Annotated in this window: 17 protein-coding genes; 9 read left to right on the top strand and 8 right to left on the bottom strand. The window is 69.8% G+C overall.

The genetic code is table 11. From position 1 onward, the window contains the following. Positions 1-26: 26 nt before the first annotated feature. From SACCYDRAFT_RS23180 to SACCYDRAFT_RS23170, 3 genes are read left to right on the top strand one after another with little or no spacing between them, the layout of a single operon-like run. On the top strand, positions 27-1,319 hold the full coding sequence (locus tag SACCYDRAFT_RS23180) for a hypothetical protein (RefSeq protein WP_005459912.1): 1,293 nt from the start codon (positions 27-29) through the stop codon (positions 1,317-1,319). Positions 1,320-1,338: 19 nt separating this feature from the next. Next, complete coding sequence (locus SACCYDRAFT_RS23175) at positions 1,339-2,178, top strand: NUDIX hydrolase (RefSeq protein ID WP_005459910.1); 840 nt, start codon at positions 1,339-1,341, stop codon at positions 2,176-2,178. Further along, positions 2,178-2,954, top strand: a complete 777-nt coding sequence (locus SACCYDRAFT_RS23170) for an MBL fold metallo-hydrolase (protein ID WP_005459909.1) — start codon at positions 2,178-2,180, stop codon at positions 2,952-2,954. The genes SACCYDRAFT_RS23175 and SACCYDRAFT_RS23170 overlap by 1 nt, the downstream gene beginning before the upstream one ends. Before the next feature lie 12 nt (positions 2,955-2,966). Here the strand turns inward: SACCYDRAFT_RS23170 and SACCYDRAFT_RS23165 are convergent, their stop codons facing one another. The 3 genes from SACCYDRAFT_RS23165 to SACCYDRAFT_RS23155 form a co-directional block, all read right to left on the bottom strand. Then, complete coding sequence (locus SACCYDRAFT_RS23165; RefSeq protein ID WP_005459908.1) at positions 2,967-4,217, bottom strand: MFS transporter; 1,251 nt, start codon at positions 4,215-4,217, stop codon at positions 2,967-2,969. A gap of 524 nt (positions 4,218-4,741) precedes the next feature. After that, positions 4,742-5,416 (bottom strand): Crp/Fnr family transcriptional regulator, encoded by a 675-nt coding sequence (locus SACCYDRAFT_RS23160; protein WP_005441764.1) that lies wholly within the window; start codon positions 5,414-5,416, stop codon positions 4,742-4,744. Between the two features lie 218 nt (positions 5,417-5,634). Beyond that, positions 5,635-5,886: a hypothetical protein gene (locus tag SACCYDRAFT_RS23155; protein ID WP_005459907.1), complete on the bottom strand. Its 252-nt coding sequence runs from the start codon at positions 5,884-5,886 to the stop codon at positions 5,635-5,637. Positions 5,887-6,084: 198 nt separating this feature from the next. On the opposite strand from SACCYDRAFT_RS23155, the gene nth reads away from it, so the two are divergent. From nth to SACCYDRAFT_RS23135, 4 genes are read left to right on the top strand one after another with little or no spacing between them, the layout of a single operon-like run. After that, positions 6,085-6,768: an endonuclease III gene (nth, locus tag SACCYDRAFT_RS23150; RefSeq protein WP_005459906.1), complete on the top strand. Its 684-nt coding sequence runs from the start codon at positions 6,085-6,087 to the stop codon at positions 6,766-6,768. Further along, positions 6,765-7,355 (top strand): TlpA family protein disulfide reductase, encoded by a 591-nt coding sequence (locus tag SACCYDRAFT_RS23145; RefSeq protein ID WP_005459905.1) that lies wholly within the window; start codon positions 6,765-6,767, stop codon positions 7,353-7,355. The genes nth and SACCYDRAFT_RS23145 overlap by 4 nt, the downstream gene beginning before the upstream one ends. Continuing rightward, complete coding sequence (locus SACCYDRAFT_RS23140) at positions 7,352-8,071, top strand: NUDIX hydrolase (RefSeq protein ID WP_005459902.1); 720 nt, start codon at positions 7,352-7,354, stop codon at positions 8,069-8,071. Before SACCYDRAFT_RS23145 ends, SACCYDRAFT_RS23140 begins: the two co-directional genes overlap by 4 nt. Then, positions 8,068-9,252, top strand: a complete 1,185-nt coding sequence (locus tag SACCYDRAFT_RS23135) for a MarP family serine protease (protein ID WP_005459900.1) — start codon at positions 8,068-8,070, stop codon at positions 9,250-9,252. The genes SACCYDRAFT_RS23140 and SACCYDRAFT_RS23135 overlap by 4 nt, the downstream gene beginning before the upstream one ends. On the opposite strand, the gene SACCYDRAFT_RS23130 is transcribed toward SACCYDRAFT_RS23135, so the two are convergent. From SACCYDRAFT_RS23130 to SACCYDRAFT_RS23115, 4 genes are all read right to left on the bottom strand, one after another. After that, positions 9,253-10,185: an alpha/beta fold hydrolase gene (locus SACCYDRAFT_RS23130; protein ID WP_005459898.1), complete on the bottom strand. Its 933-nt coding sequence runs from the start codon at positions 10,183-10,185 to the stop codon at positions 9,253-9,255. A gap of 21 nt (positions 10,186-10,206) precedes the next feature. After that, a complete protein-coding gene (locus SACCYDRAFT_RS23125; protein ID WP_005459896.1) occupies positions 10,207-10,719 on the bottom strand; it encodes a phage holin family protein in 513 nt (170 codons plus the stop codon). A gap of 48 nt (positions 10,720-10,767) precedes the next feature. Continuing rightward, entirely contained in the window at positions 10,768-11,490 is a 723-nt protein-coding gene (locus SACCYDRAFT_RS23120) for a VIT1/CCC1 transporter family protein (protein WP_005459894.1), read from the bottom strand. 89 nt (positions 11,491-11,579) lie between these two features. Beyond that, positions 11,580-12,020, bottom strand: coding sequence for a DUF6319 family protein (locus SACCYDRAFT_RS23115; protein WP_005459893.1), 441 nt, complete (start codon positions 12,018-12,020; stop codon positions 11,580-11,582). A 639-nt stretch (positions 12,021-12,659) separates the two neighbouring features. Between SACCYDRAFT_RS23115 and SACCYDRAFT_RS23110 the strand changes: the two genes are divergently transcribed. Next, on the top strand, positions 12,660-13,421 hold the full coding sequence (locus SACCYDRAFT_RS23110; RefSeq protein WP_005459892.1) for a L,D-transpeptidase family protein: 762 nt from the start codon (positions 12,660-12,662) through the stop codon (positions 13,419-13,421). An 82-nt stretch (positions 13,422-13,503) separates the two neighbouring features. After that, a complete protein-coding gene (locus tag SACCYDRAFT_RS23105) occupies positions 13,504-14,295 on the top strand; it encodes a choice-of-anchor P family protein (RefSeq protein WP_005459891.1) in 792 nt (263 codons plus the stop codon). A gap of 98 nt (positions 14,296-14,393) precedes the next feature. Here SACCYDRAFT_RS23105 and acs read toward each other — a convergent pair whose 3' ends face one another. Beyond that, on the bottom strand, positions 14,394-16,385 hold the full coding sequence (gene acs, locus SACCYDRAFT_RS23100; protein WP_005459890.1) for an acetate--CoA ligase: 1,992 nt from the start codon (positions 16,383-16,385) through the stop codon (positions 14,394-14,396). Positions 16,386-16,555 lie beyond the last annotated feature (170 nt).

Here is a 16,555-nt window from a genome sequence, read left to right as displayed (position 1 = left end):
CCAGCGGGCTGGAGGGAGAATCCGGGATGGTCGACGAAAGTCTGCCGAGGGACGGATTCGCGGTGCCACTGCGCCTGCACAACGTCCTGCTGGCGTTGGCGGGCCGGCTCGACGACAGTGCGCTGTCCGACGCGCGTGAACTCGTCGCCCGTTCACACCTCGACGACGCCGCGGAGCTCGCCGTCGGCGCGCTGATCGCGGGCCGCATCATGGTGCGGCCGAGCGAGCAGCGCGAGCTGGCTCTCGTACTGGAGATGAGCCGGTCGGACGCCGCGCTGGCCGACCAGCTCACCGTCGGCGAGTCCGTCTCCGACCACGCGCACCGGTTCAGCAGGGACAACGACCCCGACGCCGGTATCAGCGAGGCTCTCGACCGCACGCTTCAGGTACTGCCCGACGTGCGGACGGTGCACGCGGTGTGGCGCAACACCCCGGCGGGCAGCGTGCCCGGTCCGCTGCCGCAGCGAGTGGTGCTCATCGAGATCGGTCCCGAGGCGCACCCGCCCGCGGTGGCGTTCCGGGTGGACGACGCCCTGCGCCGCAGTGGTATCCGCGCGGTCGTGGAGGTCACCGGGCCGAGTGCCGAACGCACCGACTACCACGAGGCCGCCCTCGCGAGTGCCACGCCGGTGTGGCTGGCGTCCGGTCAGGCATCGGGTGACGCGGGCGGGTCGGGGTCCCGTTCGAGGTCGCCGCGCAAGATCACCGCGGGTGCGGCGCGAGCGCGTGCCGAGGCCACCCGGCGTCCCTCGCACGCCGTGGTGGAACCGTCGGTGCCCATGGTGGAACCGTCGGTGCCCGCGCAGCCCGAGCAACACCACACCCCGCCCGAACCGCCTGCGGAAGAGGTTCCGCAGGCCCGCGAGGAAAGCCCCCAGCCGGTCGGCGTGCCGGAGCCGCAGGCAGCCGACGAGGTCCGGCCGGAACCGGTGGACGCTCGCCCGGAACCAGCGGATGTCCGGCCGGAACCGGTGGAGGAGCTGCCCACGCCTCGGGAGGAGGCCGAGAAGCCGTCGTTCTCGGCCGAGGAGTTGGCAGAGCTGGAGAACCGGGTCGCCGAGACCACCGAGATGAGTCCCGAGGAGGTCGCGCAGCTTCGCGCCGCGATCGCCGAGGACTCCGAGAAGGGCAGGGAGATCGCAGGGCTCTCGGCGAGCATGGTCGAACTTCCCGAACTCGACCTCGACGATCCGCAGCTCTCCGAGCGCGACCGGCAGTTGTTGCGGGAACTGCACGCCGAACTCGCCGAGCGGGAACGCGCCGAGGCGGCCAGGGCCAACGGGGCGGAACGCTCGTGGGGTGACAGTAGGCCGAGTTGATCGGCGGTATGGTGCGGCCGTGACTCACTCCTCGAACTCCGGCGACGGAGTCGGCTCGTTCACCGTGCCCGCGAGCGCTGTGCCGTCGCTGCCGGTGAAACCCTCGTCGAACCCCGTGCCCGCGAAGGACTCCGCGACCGTCGTGCTGGTGCGCGACGCCAGCAACGACACCGCCGGGTCCGGCATCGAGGTCTTCCTGCAACGGCGGGTCAGGACCATGGCCTTCGCGTCCGGCATGACGGTGTTTCCCGGCGGTGGCGTGGACGCGCGTGACGCCGACGCCTCGGTGGGCTGGGTCGGACCGGAGCCGGGGTTGTGGGCGCGCTGGTTCTCGTGCTCGGAGTCGCTGGCGAGAGCCCTGGTGTGCACCGTGGTGCGGGAGGCGTTCGAGGAGTCCGGTGTCCTGCTCGCGGGCACGGCCACCGAGGTCGTCGCCGACACCAGCGCCTACGCCGACGCCCGCGCCGCGCTGACGTCCGGAGAGCTGTCGCTGGCGGAGTTCCTCGCCGATGCCGGACTGATGGTGCGCGCCGACCTCCTGCGGCCGTGGGCGAACTGGGTCACCCCCGAGGAGGAGCCCCGTCGCTACGACGCGCGGTTCTTCGTCGCGGCGCTTCCGGAGGGACAGGTCGCCGACGGCGCCACGACCGAGGCCGAGTCGACGTGCTGGCGGAGTCCCGCTGACGCCATCGCCGACGCCGAGGCCGGTCGTGTGGCGCTGATGCCGCCGACCTGGCACACGCTCGCCGAGATCGGTCGGTTCTCGTCGGTGGCGGAGGTGCTGGCGAGCGAACGGACCATCCGCCGGATCATGCCGAAGCTGGTGAACGACGGCGACCGCATCGTGGTGGAGTGGTGATGGACCACCCTGCCTACGGCGTTCCCCGGAAGGTGTCGCCCGTCGCGACGGTGCTGCTCCAGAACAACCCGTCGACGATGACGCTCGACGGCACCAACACCTGGATCCTTCAGGCGCCCGGCGGCTCCGGCCGGGTGGTGGTGGACCCCGGTCACGCCCTCGACGACCACGTGGGAGCGCTGGCGGAACTCGCGGATGTCGAGCTCATCCTGCTCACCCACTGGCATCCCGACCACTCCGAGGCCGCACCGGCGCTCGCGCAGCGGCTGGGCGCGCCCGTGCGCGCGTTCGACGCGAAGCTGTGCCAGGGGGCCGGCCCGTTGGAGGACGGCGAGGTGCTGCGGGCCGCGGGGCTGACTCTGGAGGTGCTGCACACGCCTGGTCACACGGACGACTCCGTCGTGCTCCGCGTCGACCACGACGACCGGACACACGTCCTCACCGGTGACACGGTGCTCGGCCGTGGCACCACCGTGCTCACCGACCTCGGTGACTACCTCGACTCCCTGCGCGCGTTGCGGGCCTTGCCGCCCGGGTCGCTGGGCCTTCCCGGGCACGGGCCCGAGCTCGCCGACCTCGCGACCACGGCGGGCGAGTACCTGCGTCACCGGCAGCAGCGCCTCGACCAGGTGCGGCAGGCACTGCGGCGACTGGGCACGGACGCCACACCACGGCAGGTGGTGGAACTGGTCTACGCCGACGTCGACCGAGCGCTGTGGGCGCCCGCGGAGGAGAGTGTGCGAGCGCAGCTGGAGTACCTGCGCACCCGGGGTTGAGGGGCCGGAGGGTCAGGCGAGAGCGCCGTCCGGCTGCTCGGTGGCGGGCGCGACCGCGCGCACGGACGACCTTCGCAGCCACACGACGCCGGCCAGCGCGAGCGCACACACCGCGGCCACGAGGAACGCCAGCGGCGGGCCACTGCGCTCAACGAGATAGCCGCTGGCCGACTGCCCGATCGCCAGTCCGAGCGTGATGGCCGTGAGCACCCAGCCGAACGCCTCGGCGGCCGTGTCCTTGGGTGCCACGAGTTCGATGGCCATCGAGTGGCTCGTGGACTGCGGTGTGATCATGGCGCCTGCCACGAGCATGGCCAGGCCCAACCCCCACAGCGTCGACGGCCATGCCAGCAACGCGACGCCGGCTCCGAAGAGTGCGAGCAGCACGGGCAGCCGCAGTCCCAGCGGCCTCGGCCAGGGCCGAAGGCTGAACAGGACCCCGAAGATCACCGAGCTCACCGACCACACCGACAGCAGGACGCCGCCCATGGCGGTGTTGCCCGCTTCGGTGGCGGCGGCCGGGATGGCCACCTCGACGAAGCCGATGACCATGCCGAAGCCGAGAGCGGCGAGGGCGAGCGTGCGCATGCCGGGACTGGCGAACGCCCCCAGCAGTGTCGTGTTGGCGCGCACCGCGGGCGGCCAGGCCCGTACGGCGGGGCTGAGCGCGAACATGACCGCGCCGATCACCATGCACGACGCCGCGAGCACCATGCCGGTGCCGGGCCACGGCGCCGCGATGAGCGCACCGGCGAGGCCGGGACCGAGGATGAAGAAGACCTCCATGCTGATGGCCTCGTACGAGTACGCGGCGGTGAGCGCGGGGCCTGACGGCAGCAGTCTGCCCCACAGCGCCCGTGAGGCGGAGCCGCAGGAGGGTTCGAACACGCCGATGCCGAACGCGAGCGCCACCAGCACCGGGGTGGCCAGGTGCCCCTCGATGGCCGCGATCAGGGCCGCGATGGTGACCGCGAACAACGCGGACACGGAGAGCAGTGGTCGAGTCGGCCCGAACCGGTCCATGAGCCTGCCCTGTGCCACCGAACCCACGGCGACGCCGACGAGCGTGCTGGCCGACACCAGGCCCGCGACGGCGTACGTGCCGGTCTCGTGCTGGACGTAGAGCAGTTCGGAGATGCCGACCATGGCTATGGGAAGCCGGGCCAGCAGTGATGCGACGAGGGGGCGACGGGCCTGCCGCGTGGTCAGGGCCAGTCGGTAGTCGGCAAGGGTCGTGCGACCGGACTCGGAGGAGTGGGACACACGTACCAGTATGCGCCAGGCTGGTACGCCAGTACCACTATTTTTCGCCGGAAGCGTGAGAGAATCGACTCGAAAGAGGTGTAAAACGCACCCTGGTGGGTAGTCAGATATCGAATGGGTAACGGTGCCGGAGATGTCGGCATCAAATCCGAGCCCTGGGCGTCTTTGAGGGTGAACGTACTTGAACCAGCAGGGTGGGGCCATGCGACCCTATCGAGGAGGCTCCCACCGCTGGATTATCGAAGACACGGACATCGCCGACAAAGCGCCGACCAGGTGATCGTCGAGCGGTCGACAACTACAGACTCCCTCCGGGTTTCGGGTCGGGGCCTACAACCGGAGGGCGGGGAGCGCGGTCTGTCGGGGGACGGCCCGCGCATAACGGACAAGGGGCCGGACAAGTGCCACGTCGGGGGTGGCGCCCGGCCCCTTGTTCCGTATCGACTTGTCTGACGCGCTCAGCGGCCTTCCTGGCCTTGCAGGCCTTCCCGGCCTCCTCGTCGAGGCACGCGATCGGTCCCCGCTCAGCGAGCCCTTCGGGCCAGCCGCTCCGGGTCGAGGATCAGCACACTCTTGCCCTCAAGTCGTAGCCAGCCGCGGTGCGCGAAGTCGGCGAGCGCCTTGTTGACGGTCTCGCGCGACGCGCCGACGTACTGGGCGATCTCCTCCTGCGTCAGGTCGTGGGTGACCCGCAGCAGGCCGGCCTCCTGGCTGCCGAAGCGCTGGGCGAGCTGAAGCAGCGCCCGCGCGACCCGGCCGGGGACGTCGGTGAAGATCAGCTCGGCGACCATGTTGTTGGTGCGGCGGAGCCGACGCGCGACGACCCGGAGGAGCTGCTCGGCGATCTCCGGCCGCGTCGAGATCCACTGCCGCAGCGCCGGACGATCCATTGTGACCGCGCTCACCTCGGTGACCGTCGTCGCGGTCGATGTGCGCGGACCAGGGTCGAAGATCGACAGCTCACCGAACATGTCCGACGGGCCCATGATCTGGAAGAGGTTCTCCCGGCCGTCGGCCGACTTGCGGCCGATCTTCACCTTGCCCGACTTGATGATGTAGAGCTTGTCCCCCGGCTCGCCCTCGTTGAAGATCACGTGGCCACGGGGAAATTCCACTGTCTCCAGAGTCTGCGCGAGCGCCTCGGCCGCCGCCGGTTCCACACCCTGGAAGATGCCCGCGCGGGCCAGGGTCTCGTCCACCTCGTGCCTCCTTTGGGTAGCGGCAGCCGTCTCCGCGCACGGGACGGCGTGCCGCCGATCACTACATGCAGTGTAGGGCGTGCTCCCGAGATCGCTCCCCGCTCGGGCCCTGGACCGGCAACCTGCTACTGGTGAGTACGAGCGTTGCGAACCGACCGCGTTCGCTCGAATACTCCCTGTTGAGAGGCTCGGCGGAGGATCTCGTCCGACCGAACAGCCTAACTCCGGAGGCTACGTTGCTTTCCCTTGGCTGCCCTTCCGGCGAGCCTGCGCAGCCGGAACAACTCCAGTGCGCGGCCGATCCCGTGGCCGTAGAGAGCCCTGACCTCGTCCGGCCGGGCCTGTTCCAGAAACTCCTCGACGTCCTCCCCGCGCACGGACACGTGACGCAGGCGGTGCTCGACTCGCTCCATACCGAGCGCGAAGAGCATCACCACGGCCGGTACCGCGATCACGAACCAGACGGTCATATCACTCCTGATCCCTAGCTCATCCGGGCTCGGTCGTCGGCTCACCGCTGGTGGTCCGACGTCAGCGAAGGAGGTGGCTTTTCGACCCGACGGCGCACGTAGGCTAGCGGGGTGTCGTCAACCGTCGGTAACGCCCCCCGGAAGGGGCGCGCAGTCGCTGAGCAGAGCCGGTTGTCGTTGGTCAGACGCGCGCGGCGTATGAAACGTTGCCTCGATGTGGCCTACCCAAACGCACACTGCGAACTGAACTTCTCCACGCCGCTGGAACTCCTGGTGGCCGTCATCCTGTCCGCGCAGTGCACCGACGAGAGGGTGAACCAGGTCACCCCCGCGCTGTTCGCTCGCTACCCGACCGCCTCCGACTACGCGGGAGCCGAACGTACCGAGTTGGAGGAGCTGATCCGCCCCACCGGGTTCTTCCGCAACAAGGCGACCTCCCTGATGGGGCTCGGTGCCGCCCTCGTGGACCGGCACGGCGGGGAGGTGCCGGGCAGGCTCGACGAGCTCGTGAAGCTTCCCGGCGTGGGGCGCAAGACGGCCAACGTGGTGCTCGGCGAGGCGTTCGGTGTGCCGGGCATCACCGTGGACACGCACTTCGGCCGTCTCGTGCGGCGCTGGGGCTGGACCGACAGCGAGGACCCGGTGAAGGTCGAGCACGAGATCGGCTCGCTGTTCCCTCGCAAGGAATGGACCATGCTGTCTCACCGCGTGATCTTCCACGGGCGCCGGGTGTGTCACTCGCGCAGACCCGCGTGCGGCGCGTGCCCGCTGGCCAGGGACTGCCCGTCCTTCGGCGCGGGCCCGACCGAGTTCGACGTCGCGGCGAAGCTCGTGAAGGGAGCCGAGCGCGATCATCTGCTGGAGCTGGTGACTCGGTCTTGACGACGGCGACGAAGTGGGCGCTGGCCGTGGGTGCACTGGCACTCGCGTTGATCGTCGCGTTGCTGCCCAGGTCGGAGAGCATGCCACCGGAGCCTGACACCGACCTCGGACCCGCCAGGGAGCAGGCGGCGCTCGCGGCGTGCGCTCCAGCGCGGAACGGTGCAGCCGAGGGCTTCTCCGGGGTGGAGGTCCACTGCCTCGGCGACGGCTCGCGGGTGGAGTTCGCCGACGCGCTGGGTGACGGTCCGACGCTCGTGAACGTGTGGGCGACCTGGTGTGAACCCTGCCGGGAGGAGTTGCCGTTGCTCGCGGAGTACGCCGCACGACCGGACGCCGCCCGTGTCGTGACGGTGCAGGTGCAGAGCTCCCCGGAGGACGGGCTCCGGCTGCTCACCGAACTCGGGGTGCGGCTGCCCGCGCTGCACGACGGCGAGGGCGCCACAGGACCGGTACGCAAGGCGCTGCGGGTGCCCACCGGCCTGCCCGCCTCGTACGTCGTCGAGGACGGCGAGGCCCGGCTCGTGACCGAGCCCCGGCTGTTCACGTCGATCGACGAGATCTCGGACGCGGTGGAGGGTGCCGGATGAGCGGGCCGCTGGTGCCGTCGGCCGAGGCGCCGGACTTCCTGCGTCCGCTCGTCGAGGCCAGCGCGAAGGTGGACTCGACCACGTTCACCCGCGTGACCGCGCCGCCGTACGCCGGTGCCCGGCGTGCCTCGGTGCTCATGTTGTTCGGGGAGAGGGCCGACCACACCGACGGGCCCGACGTGCTGCTGCTGCGCAGAGCCGACACGCTCGGCTCCCACGCGGGGCAGGTGGCGTTCCCGGGTGGCGGCGCCGAGGACGGCGAGAGCCCGGTGGCGACCGCGCTTCGGGAGGCGGAGGAGGAGACCGGGGTGGCGCCCGAGGGAGTCCGCCCCGTCGCCGTGTTCCCCGAGCTGTACGTGCCCGTGTCGCGGTTCGCGGTCACGCCGGTGCTCGCGCACTGGCATTCGCCGTCACCCGTGCGGCCCGTCGACCCGGCGGAGACGGCGGCCGTGGCGAGGGTGCCGATCGCGGAACTCGCCGACCCCGGCAACCGGTTCTCGGTCAGGCTGAAGCGCTCAGGCTGGCGGGGGCCCGCCTTCACGGTCCGGGGCCTGTTCGTCTGGGGTTTCACGGCGGGTCTGCTCTCGGCGTTGCTCGACCTCGGCGGCTGGGCCAGGGAATGGGACCGCGACGATGTGCGGGATCTTGACGTAGCGTTGGCCGAACACGAGGCCCGCATGGCCGGCCGGGCGGACGTGACGGGGGAGAGACGGTGAACTGGGTCGACGTGCTGGTGGTCCTGCTGGCACTGCTCGCGGCGGTCTCCGGTGCGCGTCAGGGCTTCGTCGTCGCCTTGCCCGCCTTCCTCGGTGTCATCGCCGGTGCGGTGCTCGGTGTCCGGCTCGCGCCCCTCGTCATCGAGGCGTTCGACCACCCCGCCGCGAGGGTCGGGTTCGCGGTCGGCACGGTGGTCTTCCTCGTGGTGCTCGGCGAAACCGCGGGGGTGTACCTCGGCAACAAGCTCAAACGCAGGATCTCCTCCCCGAAGCTGTCCGGCCTGGACAACGCGCTGGGGGCGATCGTGCAGGGCGCCGTGGTGTTCGTCGTGGCGTGGCTGATCGCGCTGCCGTTGACGAGTGTCGCCGCCCTGCCGGGCCTGACCCGGGCCATCAACGACTCGACCGTGCTCGGTGGTGTCAACGAGGTGATGCCCGAGGCCGCGCAGGGGCTTCCGGGCGAGCTGCGGCAGTTGCTCGACGAATCCGGGTTCCCCGCGATCCTGGCGCCGTTCCAGGACACGCCCGTGCGCGAGATCGAACCTCCCGACCCGGCGTTGCAGGAGAGCGCGGTGGTCCAGGGAGTGCGGACCAGCGTGCTGAAGGTGCGGGGCGCCGCGCCGAGCTGTTCGCGATCACTCGAAGGCACCGGGTTCGTCGTCGACGACGAGCGCGTGATGACCAACGCGCACGTGGTCGCGGGTACCGACCGGGTCGCCGTGGAGACGGCGCAGGGCGAACTCGACGCCCAGGTGGTGCACTACGACCCGGCCACCGACCTCGCGGTACTCGCCGTGCCGGGGCTGGCCGCCAGGCCGCTCGCGCTGGCTGCGGAACCCGCAGCCGCGGGCGACGACACCATCGCACTCGGCTACCCGCTGGACGGCCCGTACACCGCGACACCGACCCGCGTTCGGGAACGCATCACGCTGCGCGGTCCGGACATCTACGACTCCGCGACGGTCCAGCGTGACGTCTACACCGTTCGCGGACAGGTGCGCAGCGGCAACTCGGGCGGGCCGCTGATCGACCCGGACGGCCAGGTCGTCGGTGTCGTGTTCGGCGCCTCGGTGGAAGATCCGGACACCGGTTTCGTTCTCACCGCCGACGAGGTCCGCGACGAGATCGAGCGGGCGGACTCCTTCACCTCGGAGGTCGCGACGGGTTCCTGCACGGCCTGATCAGCAGCCGTGCAGGAACTCCGTGAGCAGTTTGGTGGTGTGCTCGGGCGCTTCGAGATGGGGGAAGTGGCCCACACCCGGCAGCCGTTCCAACCGGGAAGCGGGGCCACGCCACGGCGCCGAGTCGCGCGCGGTTTCCGGCAGCACGCACGGGTCGTCGTCGCCGTGGACCTGCAGCACCGGCATCGTCACCCGGGCGGAGACGGCCTCGGCGAAGCGGCGCCCGTCGCCCCGGAACTGCGAGCGGAACGCCCACCGGTAGTACTCCAATGCGCTGTGGGCGACGCCGGGCACCCGCATGGCGTCGCGGAAGCGGCGTGCGGTCTCCGCGAAGTCGGGCTGTTCCCGCCAGCCGTTGCCCGACCACGCGCGAAGCAGGTTCTCGACCTCGGCCGCCTCGTCCGCCACAAGCTTGCGTTCGGGCAGCATCGGGACCTGGAACCGCAGCAGGTGGCGCATGGCGCTCGCCTGGCCACGCCGCCGCCACCAGCTCTGCCGGATCGCCGCACGCAGGGCCAGTGGGTGTGCTCCGCCGAGCACGCTCACCGAGGCCACCACACGGGGATGCAGTGCCGCGACGGACCACGCGAGCAGGCCGCCCCAGGCGTGTCCCACGAGATGCGCCCGACGCTCCCCGAGCGCGCGCACGAGGCCGGCGACGTCACCGGCCAGCGTCCAGCCGTCGTAGCCGCGCGGCGGTTTGTCGGAGTCCCCGTAACCCCGCAGATCCGCCGCGACGACCCGGAAGCCCGCGGCGGAGAGCGTGCGCAACTGGTGGTGCCAGGACCACCAGAACTCGCCGAACCCGTGCAGCAGCAGGACGGCAGGCCCGGACCCGAGTTCGGCGACGTGCAGCCGGATGCCGTTGGCGGACACGTCGCGATGTGTCCAGGGGCCGGGATGGCGCACGGTCGAAGGATCGGGAGGGGACACGGCGCGGACCCGCGGGATCCGTCAGCGTGCCGCCGCGGAGCCGGTGGTCTCCTCCGCGGTGGACGTCCGCCGGTGCCGCAGCACGTCAGCGGTGTCCTTCAGACTGTCGATCGAACGCTGCGGCTTCCGCACGCGCTTCCACTTCCGCAGACCGGCGTAAGCCGCGAGCCCGGCCGTCAGCAGCATCAGCAGGAAGACGATGCCGAACGCGGCCCAGCGCGGCAACCACTCGGAGATCAGCTCGCCGAGGAAGAAAAAGAAGAAGAACGAGCTGTACAGTGCGATCACGCCGGCGACGACGAAGAACAGACTGCCCTTGAAGGCCTTCTTCGCCTCACCGACGGCTTCGGACTTGATCAGCTCGACTTCGGCTCTGACCAGCGTGGATACGTGCTGGGCCGCATCCTTCACCAGCGAGCCGATGGACTCGTCCTGTGCTGTTCCGCCGTCGGGGGACAGTGGGAGGTAGGGCATCGCAGGGCCACCACCCGCGCCGTCCCCCGAAAGGTTCCTGGGGCTGCTCACGCGCCTCATCGTGCCACGTGATCAATCTCGGGGCTCGCCGGGAGCGCCGTGACGTGCTCATCCGAGCGCCGTACCGGACCCGAAGCCCACGGCGTACGTCACGAGCATCGTCAGCACGCCCACCCCGACGTTGCGGGCGGCGGCTCGTGCCGGAGGTGCCTGGCCGAGCCGGGCGCTCACCCAGCCGGTGATCGTCAGGGCGACCACGACCGCGCACGCCGTGGCCGGCACCCTCGCGGTCGGAGGGAAGAACAGGATCGCAAGCAGGGGCAGCAGTGCCCCCGCGGTGAACGCGAACAGCGACGCCCACGCGGCCTGCCACGGCCTGGTGAGCTGCTCGGGATCGATGCCCAGCTCGACCTCGGCGTGCGCGCGCAGCGCGTCCTTCTCGGTGAGTTCCCGTGCCACCTCGGTCGCCAGCCGGGGAGACAGTCCTTTCGCCTCGTAGAACTGCGCGAGTTCCCGTTCCTCCTCCTCGGGCATCGTGCGCAGCTCGTGCCGTTCGAGGCGCAGCAGCGCGCGTTCCGTGTCTCGTTGTGTCGACACCGAGACGTACTCGCCGCCGGCCATCGAGAGCGCGCCCGCCACGACACCGGCGACCCCGGCGAACAGGATGGCGTGCTGGTCCGTCGTCGCGCCGGCGACCCCCACCACCAACCCCGCGGTGGACACGATGCCGTCGTTGGCCCCGAGTACCCCGGCCCGCAACCAGTTGAGCTTGCCGCCCACGTCGGGGGCGTGCGGTTCGTTCGAGTGGGCCTGCTTCGAGGTGTCGGACACCGCTCCATGACAACCCAGGGCGGAGACACCGGCAAGATGACGAGAAGGGGGCGTGGTGCCCCCTTCTCGCCGACGGGATGTCCTCCCGGTCAGTCCTGCAGTTCGGCCAGCGCCTGCCTGGCCTGCTCCAGCTCGGCTTCGAGCTGCGCGACCTTGGCCTGCTGCTGCTCGCGGGCCTCGTTGATCACTTGGTCGATGGGTGCGGACAGCTCCTCGTGGAGTTCCTTCGCCGCGCGGGACACGGCGGAGGCGGGGATGTCCAGTCCCTTGGCGACCCACTTGCTGCCGTGCTTGAGCTCGGCCTGCCACTCACCGTCGGCGGTCCCGGTGACGGTGAGCGTGAGTACGACGGTCCGCGTCTTGCGGGCGCTGCTCTTGGTCTTGGCCCGCTGCGGCTTGGCCGTGTCCGGCTGGGACTGTTCGGGCTGTTCCTGCTGCTCTCGCTGCTCCGGAGCGTTCCCCTGCTCGCCCTCGTGGCTCACCGGGGTTTCGTCCCGTCCGTGGGTCGCGGAAGCAGCGTCAACGGTCATCGTCAGTGTCGTCTCCTAGAGAAGCGGGTTGTCCTGCGAGAGGATCCTGCAGGCGGCCAGGATAGAACGTGCGTTCGACTGTTCACTCGGAGGGGTTCGTTGTCGGGTGGGCGGAAAAAGTGAGCACGAATATGCGCCCGGGTTGCTTCCGTGACGATATCGAGACCTTTATGGAATGCGGTTTTTGCTCCACTTTGGGGACCGGCGCGTTACAGCTATGCACACGAAAGGATGAAACGGGGTGAAGACCGGTAGCGCACCGGAGCATCTTGCCTGATCGGGTCGATTTGGCGAGTGACGAAAACCACGCCGGGCCGGGTCCGGGGCCTTCGTGGTCAACTCTCCGTAGTAGTTGCTCTTGATCACTGGCACGTTGGGTTCCCTTGTGGCGCAGCGGATCGACCTCCGTGGTGCGGCCACTGTGGACGACTCGATCCCGTTTCCGCAGCATCTTGGCAGCTTTTCGGGGTGGCCGCCTCGAAAAGAGGGCCTGTTGCGCGGGGGAAAACCGGCTTTGCTTCAATAATGATCACTCGCCCAGTTGATCTATTCGCTCAGGGACTGCGATTAATGGAAAGCACCAATACTTCCCGAGGCCGGTCCGCAGGTCCGGCCGGACGTAGACGGTCCTCGCGCAGGATGTTGGCGCTCGCGGCCGCCGCGACGCTGGCATTGTTGACCTCCGCTTGTGGCGGCGGGGACGCCGACAACGCGGCCGAGGCCGCGAGCGGTGAGCAGCAGGCCGCCTCGCTTCCGGAAGCCACCACGTACGGGGAAATCCCGAACGCGCCCAAGGATCCGGAGCCGAACGCCCCGACCGAAGGGGAGGTTCTCCACCCGACCCGCGAACTCACGGTGCACGACGCGGTCGACGGCAATCCGATCGCCCGGCTGCCCGTCAAGCAGATCTCCTCGCCGACGTGGGTACCCGTCATCAAGCGCGAGGGTGACTGGGCGCAGATCCTGCTGCCCACCCGGCCCAACGGTGCGACCGGGTGGATCAACACGTCCGGTGGCGCGGTCGAGTCGGCCGAGAACGACTACCTCGTCAACGTCGATCTCAAGTCGTTCAGTCTCGAGATCCTCAAGGACGGCGAGCAGATCGGCAAATGGACGGTCGGGATCGGAGAGCCCGACTCCCCGACTCCCCCCGGGCGTGCCTACATCATCGCCTCCATCGAGGAGACGGTGAACGACTACAGCCCGATCGTCCTGCCGCTGAGCTACCACTCGAACTCGCACGAGACCTACGGCGGTGGCCCCGGCACGGTCGGCATCCACACCTGGCCTGACGACAGCTTCGTCGGCAAGGCCAACAGCGACGGGTGCATCCGGGTGACCAAGGACGCTCTCGACGCACTCGTCAAGCTCCCGCTCGGAACGATCGTCAACATCGTCTGACGGTCGGCGGGCTTCTCCACGCAGTAATTACTCCACGCAGTAATCACGCAGTACGTCCCTACCGACGCAGAAAGGCAATTCCTTGTCGAAGAAGAGAACAGCCGCTCTCGGTGCTGGTATCCTGTCCGCGCTCGTCGCGGGCGGTGTCGCGTTCGCCCCGGCGGCGGCCGCGACGCCGGAGGACTCGGCCTACGCGCTCGCCGCGGACGGCCTCGTCAACATCACCAAGGTGCCGCACGTGGTCGGCGAGGGCAAGGACCACCTGGTCCACACCGAGCTGCCCCCCGGCGCCAAGAGCATCCTGCGCGCCGGTGTGTTCAACTCGGCGGTCGAGGAGGGCTACGCCAAGGCGAGCACCACGGACGCCGAGCTGGGTCTGCCGGGCCTCCCGGCGATCTCCGTCGGCCTGGTGACCGCCGAGTGCGATGACCTGACCGGCGCCACCTCCGTGGCCGACCTGAAGATCGGCGGCCAGCACATCGCGCTCGACCAGATCGCCCCGAACACGGAGATCATTCCCGAGCAGCTGAAGGGCCTCGCCCGCATCACGCTGAACAAGCAGACCGACAACGGTGACGGTTCCCTGACGGTCAGCGCCCTGTCGGTGGACCTCCTCAACGGCACGCAGACCGTGGACCTGTCCACGGCCACCTGCACGGACAAGCCCGAAGCTCCGGAGAACCCGGAGAACCCGGAGAAGCCGGAGGAGCCCACCGCGCCGGAGAAGCCGGAGGAGCCCACCACGCCGCCGTCGGAGGACGACGGTGACGACGACGGCGACAAGGGCGGCGACCTCCCCGGTTCGAAGCCCGACCAGGACGGCAAGGCCCCGACCCCGGTTCCGCAGCCCGGCCACCTCGACGTGACCGGCTGAGGTAATCCGATCGGCGAACTCGTCGCCGGTTACTGACGGGGGCGGCCTCCACCACGAGCAGGGTGGAGGCCGCCCTTGTCCTTTTCAGGGGTTCCGGATCACTCTTCGCCGGAGCCGGACTTCATTCCCTTCGAGATGAGGTCCATCACCGAGCTGTCGGCCAGGGTGGTCACGTCGCCGATCTCGCGGTTCTCGGCGACGTCCCGCAACAGGCGCCGCATGATCTTGCCGGACCGCGTCTTCGGCAACTCCGGCACGACCATGATCTGCCTCGGTTTGGCGATCGGGCCGATCTCCTTGGCGACGTGGTCGCGCAGGGCCTGGATGGCCTCCGCTCCACCTGCCTCGTCCTCCGCCGCGTCCCCGCGCAGGATGACGAACGCGACGATGCCCTGCCCGGTGGTCGGGTCGGTGGCGCCGACGACCGCGGCCTCGGCCACCGTCGGGTGCGAGACCAGCGCCGACTCCACCTCGGTGGTGGAGATGCGGTGGCCCGACACGTTCATCACGTCGTCCACGCGGCCGAGCAGCCAGATGTCACCGTCGGCGTCGTACTTCGCACCGTCACCGGCGAAGTAGAAGCCCTGCTCGGAGAAGCGCGACCAGTAGGTCTCACGGTAACGCTCGTCGTCGCCCCAGATGCCGCGCAGCATCGACGGCCACGGCTTGTCGAGCACCAGGAAGCCGCCCCCGTTGTGGGGCACCTCCGTGCCGTCGTTGTCGACGACCTTCGCGGAGATGCCCGGCAGCGGCCGCTGCGCGGAGCCGGGCTTGGCGTGCGTGACTCCCGGCAACGGCGAGATCATGATCGCGCCCGTCTCGGTCTGCCACCACGTGTCGACGACGGGGCAGCGGTTGCCGCCGATGTGCTCGCGGTACCACATCCACGCCTCGGGGTTGATCGGCTCACCCACCGAGCCCAGGACCCGCAGCGACGACAGGTCGTAGGAGGCGGGGATGTCGGCGCCCCACTTCATGAACGTGCGGATGAGCGTGGGCGCGGTGTAGTAGATCGTGACCTTGTAGTTCTGGACGATCTCCCAGTGCCTGCCCTCGTGCGGCGTGTTGGGCGTGCCCTCGTAGACCACCTGCGTGGCACGATTGGCCAGCGGCCCGTACACGATGTAGGAGTGCCCGGTGACCCAGCCGATGTCGGCGGTGCACCAGTACACGTCCTCGCCGGGTTTGTGGTCGAACACGACGTGGTGCGTGTAGGCGGCCTGCGTCAGGTAGCCGCCCGAGGTGTGCAGGATGCCCTTCGGCTTCCCCGTCGTGCCCGACGTGTACAGGATGTACAGCGGGTGTTCGGAGTCGAACGCCTCGGGCGTGTGCTCGTCGGACTGCGCGTCGACGAGGTCGTGCCACCACACGTCGCGGCCCTCGGTCCACGGCACGTCACCGCCCAGGTCGTCGCCGGTGCGGCGCACGACCACGACGTTGCGCACCGTGTCCGCGCCGGCCAGCGCCTCGTCGACGTTCGCCTTCATCGGGACGGCCTTGCCCCGGCGGTACTGGCCGTCGGAGGTGATCACGAGCTTGGCCTCGGCGTCGTCCACGCGAGAGCGCAGCGCGGTGGGGGAGAACCCGCCGAACACCACGCTGTGCAGCGCGCCGATCCGAGCGCACGCGAGCATCGACACGATCGCCTCGGGGATCATCGGGAGCTGGATCGCGACGCGGTCGTTCGCGCCGACACCGAGCGAGGTGAGCGCGTTGGCGGCCTTGCACACCTCACGCTGCAGCTCCGCGTAGGTGATGTCGCGCGTGTCGCCCGGCTCGCCGACCCAGTGGATGGCCACCTGGTCGCCGTGGCCGTCCTCCACGTGCCGGTCGACGCAGTTGTAGGCGACGTTCAGCTTGCCGCCGACGAACCACTTCGCGAACGGTGCGTCCGACCAGTCCAGTACCTTGGACCACCTGGTGTCCCAGTGCAGGCGCTCGGCCTGCTTCTCCCAGAACGCCTCCCGGTCGCCCTCGGCGTCGGTGTAGAACTGCTCGGTCGCGTTGGCCTTCGCCGCGAACTCCTCGCTCGGAGGGAAGGTTCGGCTCTCGGTCAGCAGGTTGTCGAGTGCCGGTGACTGCTCTGTCATGGTGCCTCCTGGAATGCGAACTTACGGCCCTACGCCCGCGGCGCCGGTAGCGACGTTAGTACCCCATGTCACAAGGGTGCAGCCAGTGCGCGACGGCCGACAAGCGCCGGGGGACGAGCGGCTGACGAGCGGTGGACGAGCGCTGCCGCCGTGAGGTGGCGATCCGGCGC

The sequence above is a fragment of the Saccharomonospora cyanea NA-134 genome (assembly GCF_000244975.1).
Taxonomy (GTDB): domain Bacteria; phylum Actinomycetota; class Actinomycetes; order Mycobacteriales; family Pseudonocardiaceae; genus Saccharomonospora; species Saccharomonospora cyanea.
Note: the sequence above shows the minus strand (reverse complement) of the source record. Positions and strands in the feature narration are given on the sequence as shown.

Excerpts from the sequence above, each read along its gene's own strand:
- SACCYDRAFT_RS23180 (WP_005459912.1), top strand. The coding sequence starts at position 27 with ATGGTCGACGAAAGTCTGCCGAGGGACGGATTCGCGGTGCCACTGCGC.
- SACCYDRAFT_RS23170 (WP_005459909.1), top strand. The coding sequence starts at position 2,178 with ATGGACCACCCTGCCTACGGCGTTCCCCGGAAGGTGTCGCCCGTCGCG.
- SACCYDRAFT_RS23155 (WP_005459907.1), bottom strand. The coding sequence starts at position 5,886 with ATGACCGTCTGGTTCGTGATCGCGGTACCGGCCGTGGTGATGCTCTTC.
- nth (WP_005459906.1), top strand. The coding sequence starts at position 6,085 with ATGAAACGTTGCCTCGATGTGGCCTACCCAAACGCACACTGCGAACTG.
- SACCYDRAFT_RS23140 (WP_005459902.1), top strand. The coding sequence starts at position 7,352 with ATGAGCGGGCCGCTGGTGCCGTCGGCCGAGGCGCCGGACTTCCTGCGT.
- SACCYDRAFT_RS23125 (WP_005459896.1), bottom strand. The coding sequence starts at position 10,719 with ATGAGGCGCGTGAGCAGCCCCAGGAACCTTTCGGGGGACGGCGCGGGT.
- SACCYDRAFT_RS23115 (WP_005459893.1), bottom strand. The coding sequence starts at position 12,020 with ATGACCGTTGACGCTGCTTCCGCGACCCACGGACGGGACGAAACCCCG.
- SACCYDRAFT_RS23110 (WP_005459892.1), top strand. The coding sequence starts at position 12,660 with ATGTTGGCGCTCGCGGCCGCCGCGACGCTGGCATTGTTGACCTCCGCT.
- acs (WP_005459890.1), bottom strand. The coding sequence starts at position 16,385 with ATGACAGAGCAGTCACCGGCACTCGACAACCTGCTGACCGAGAGCCGA.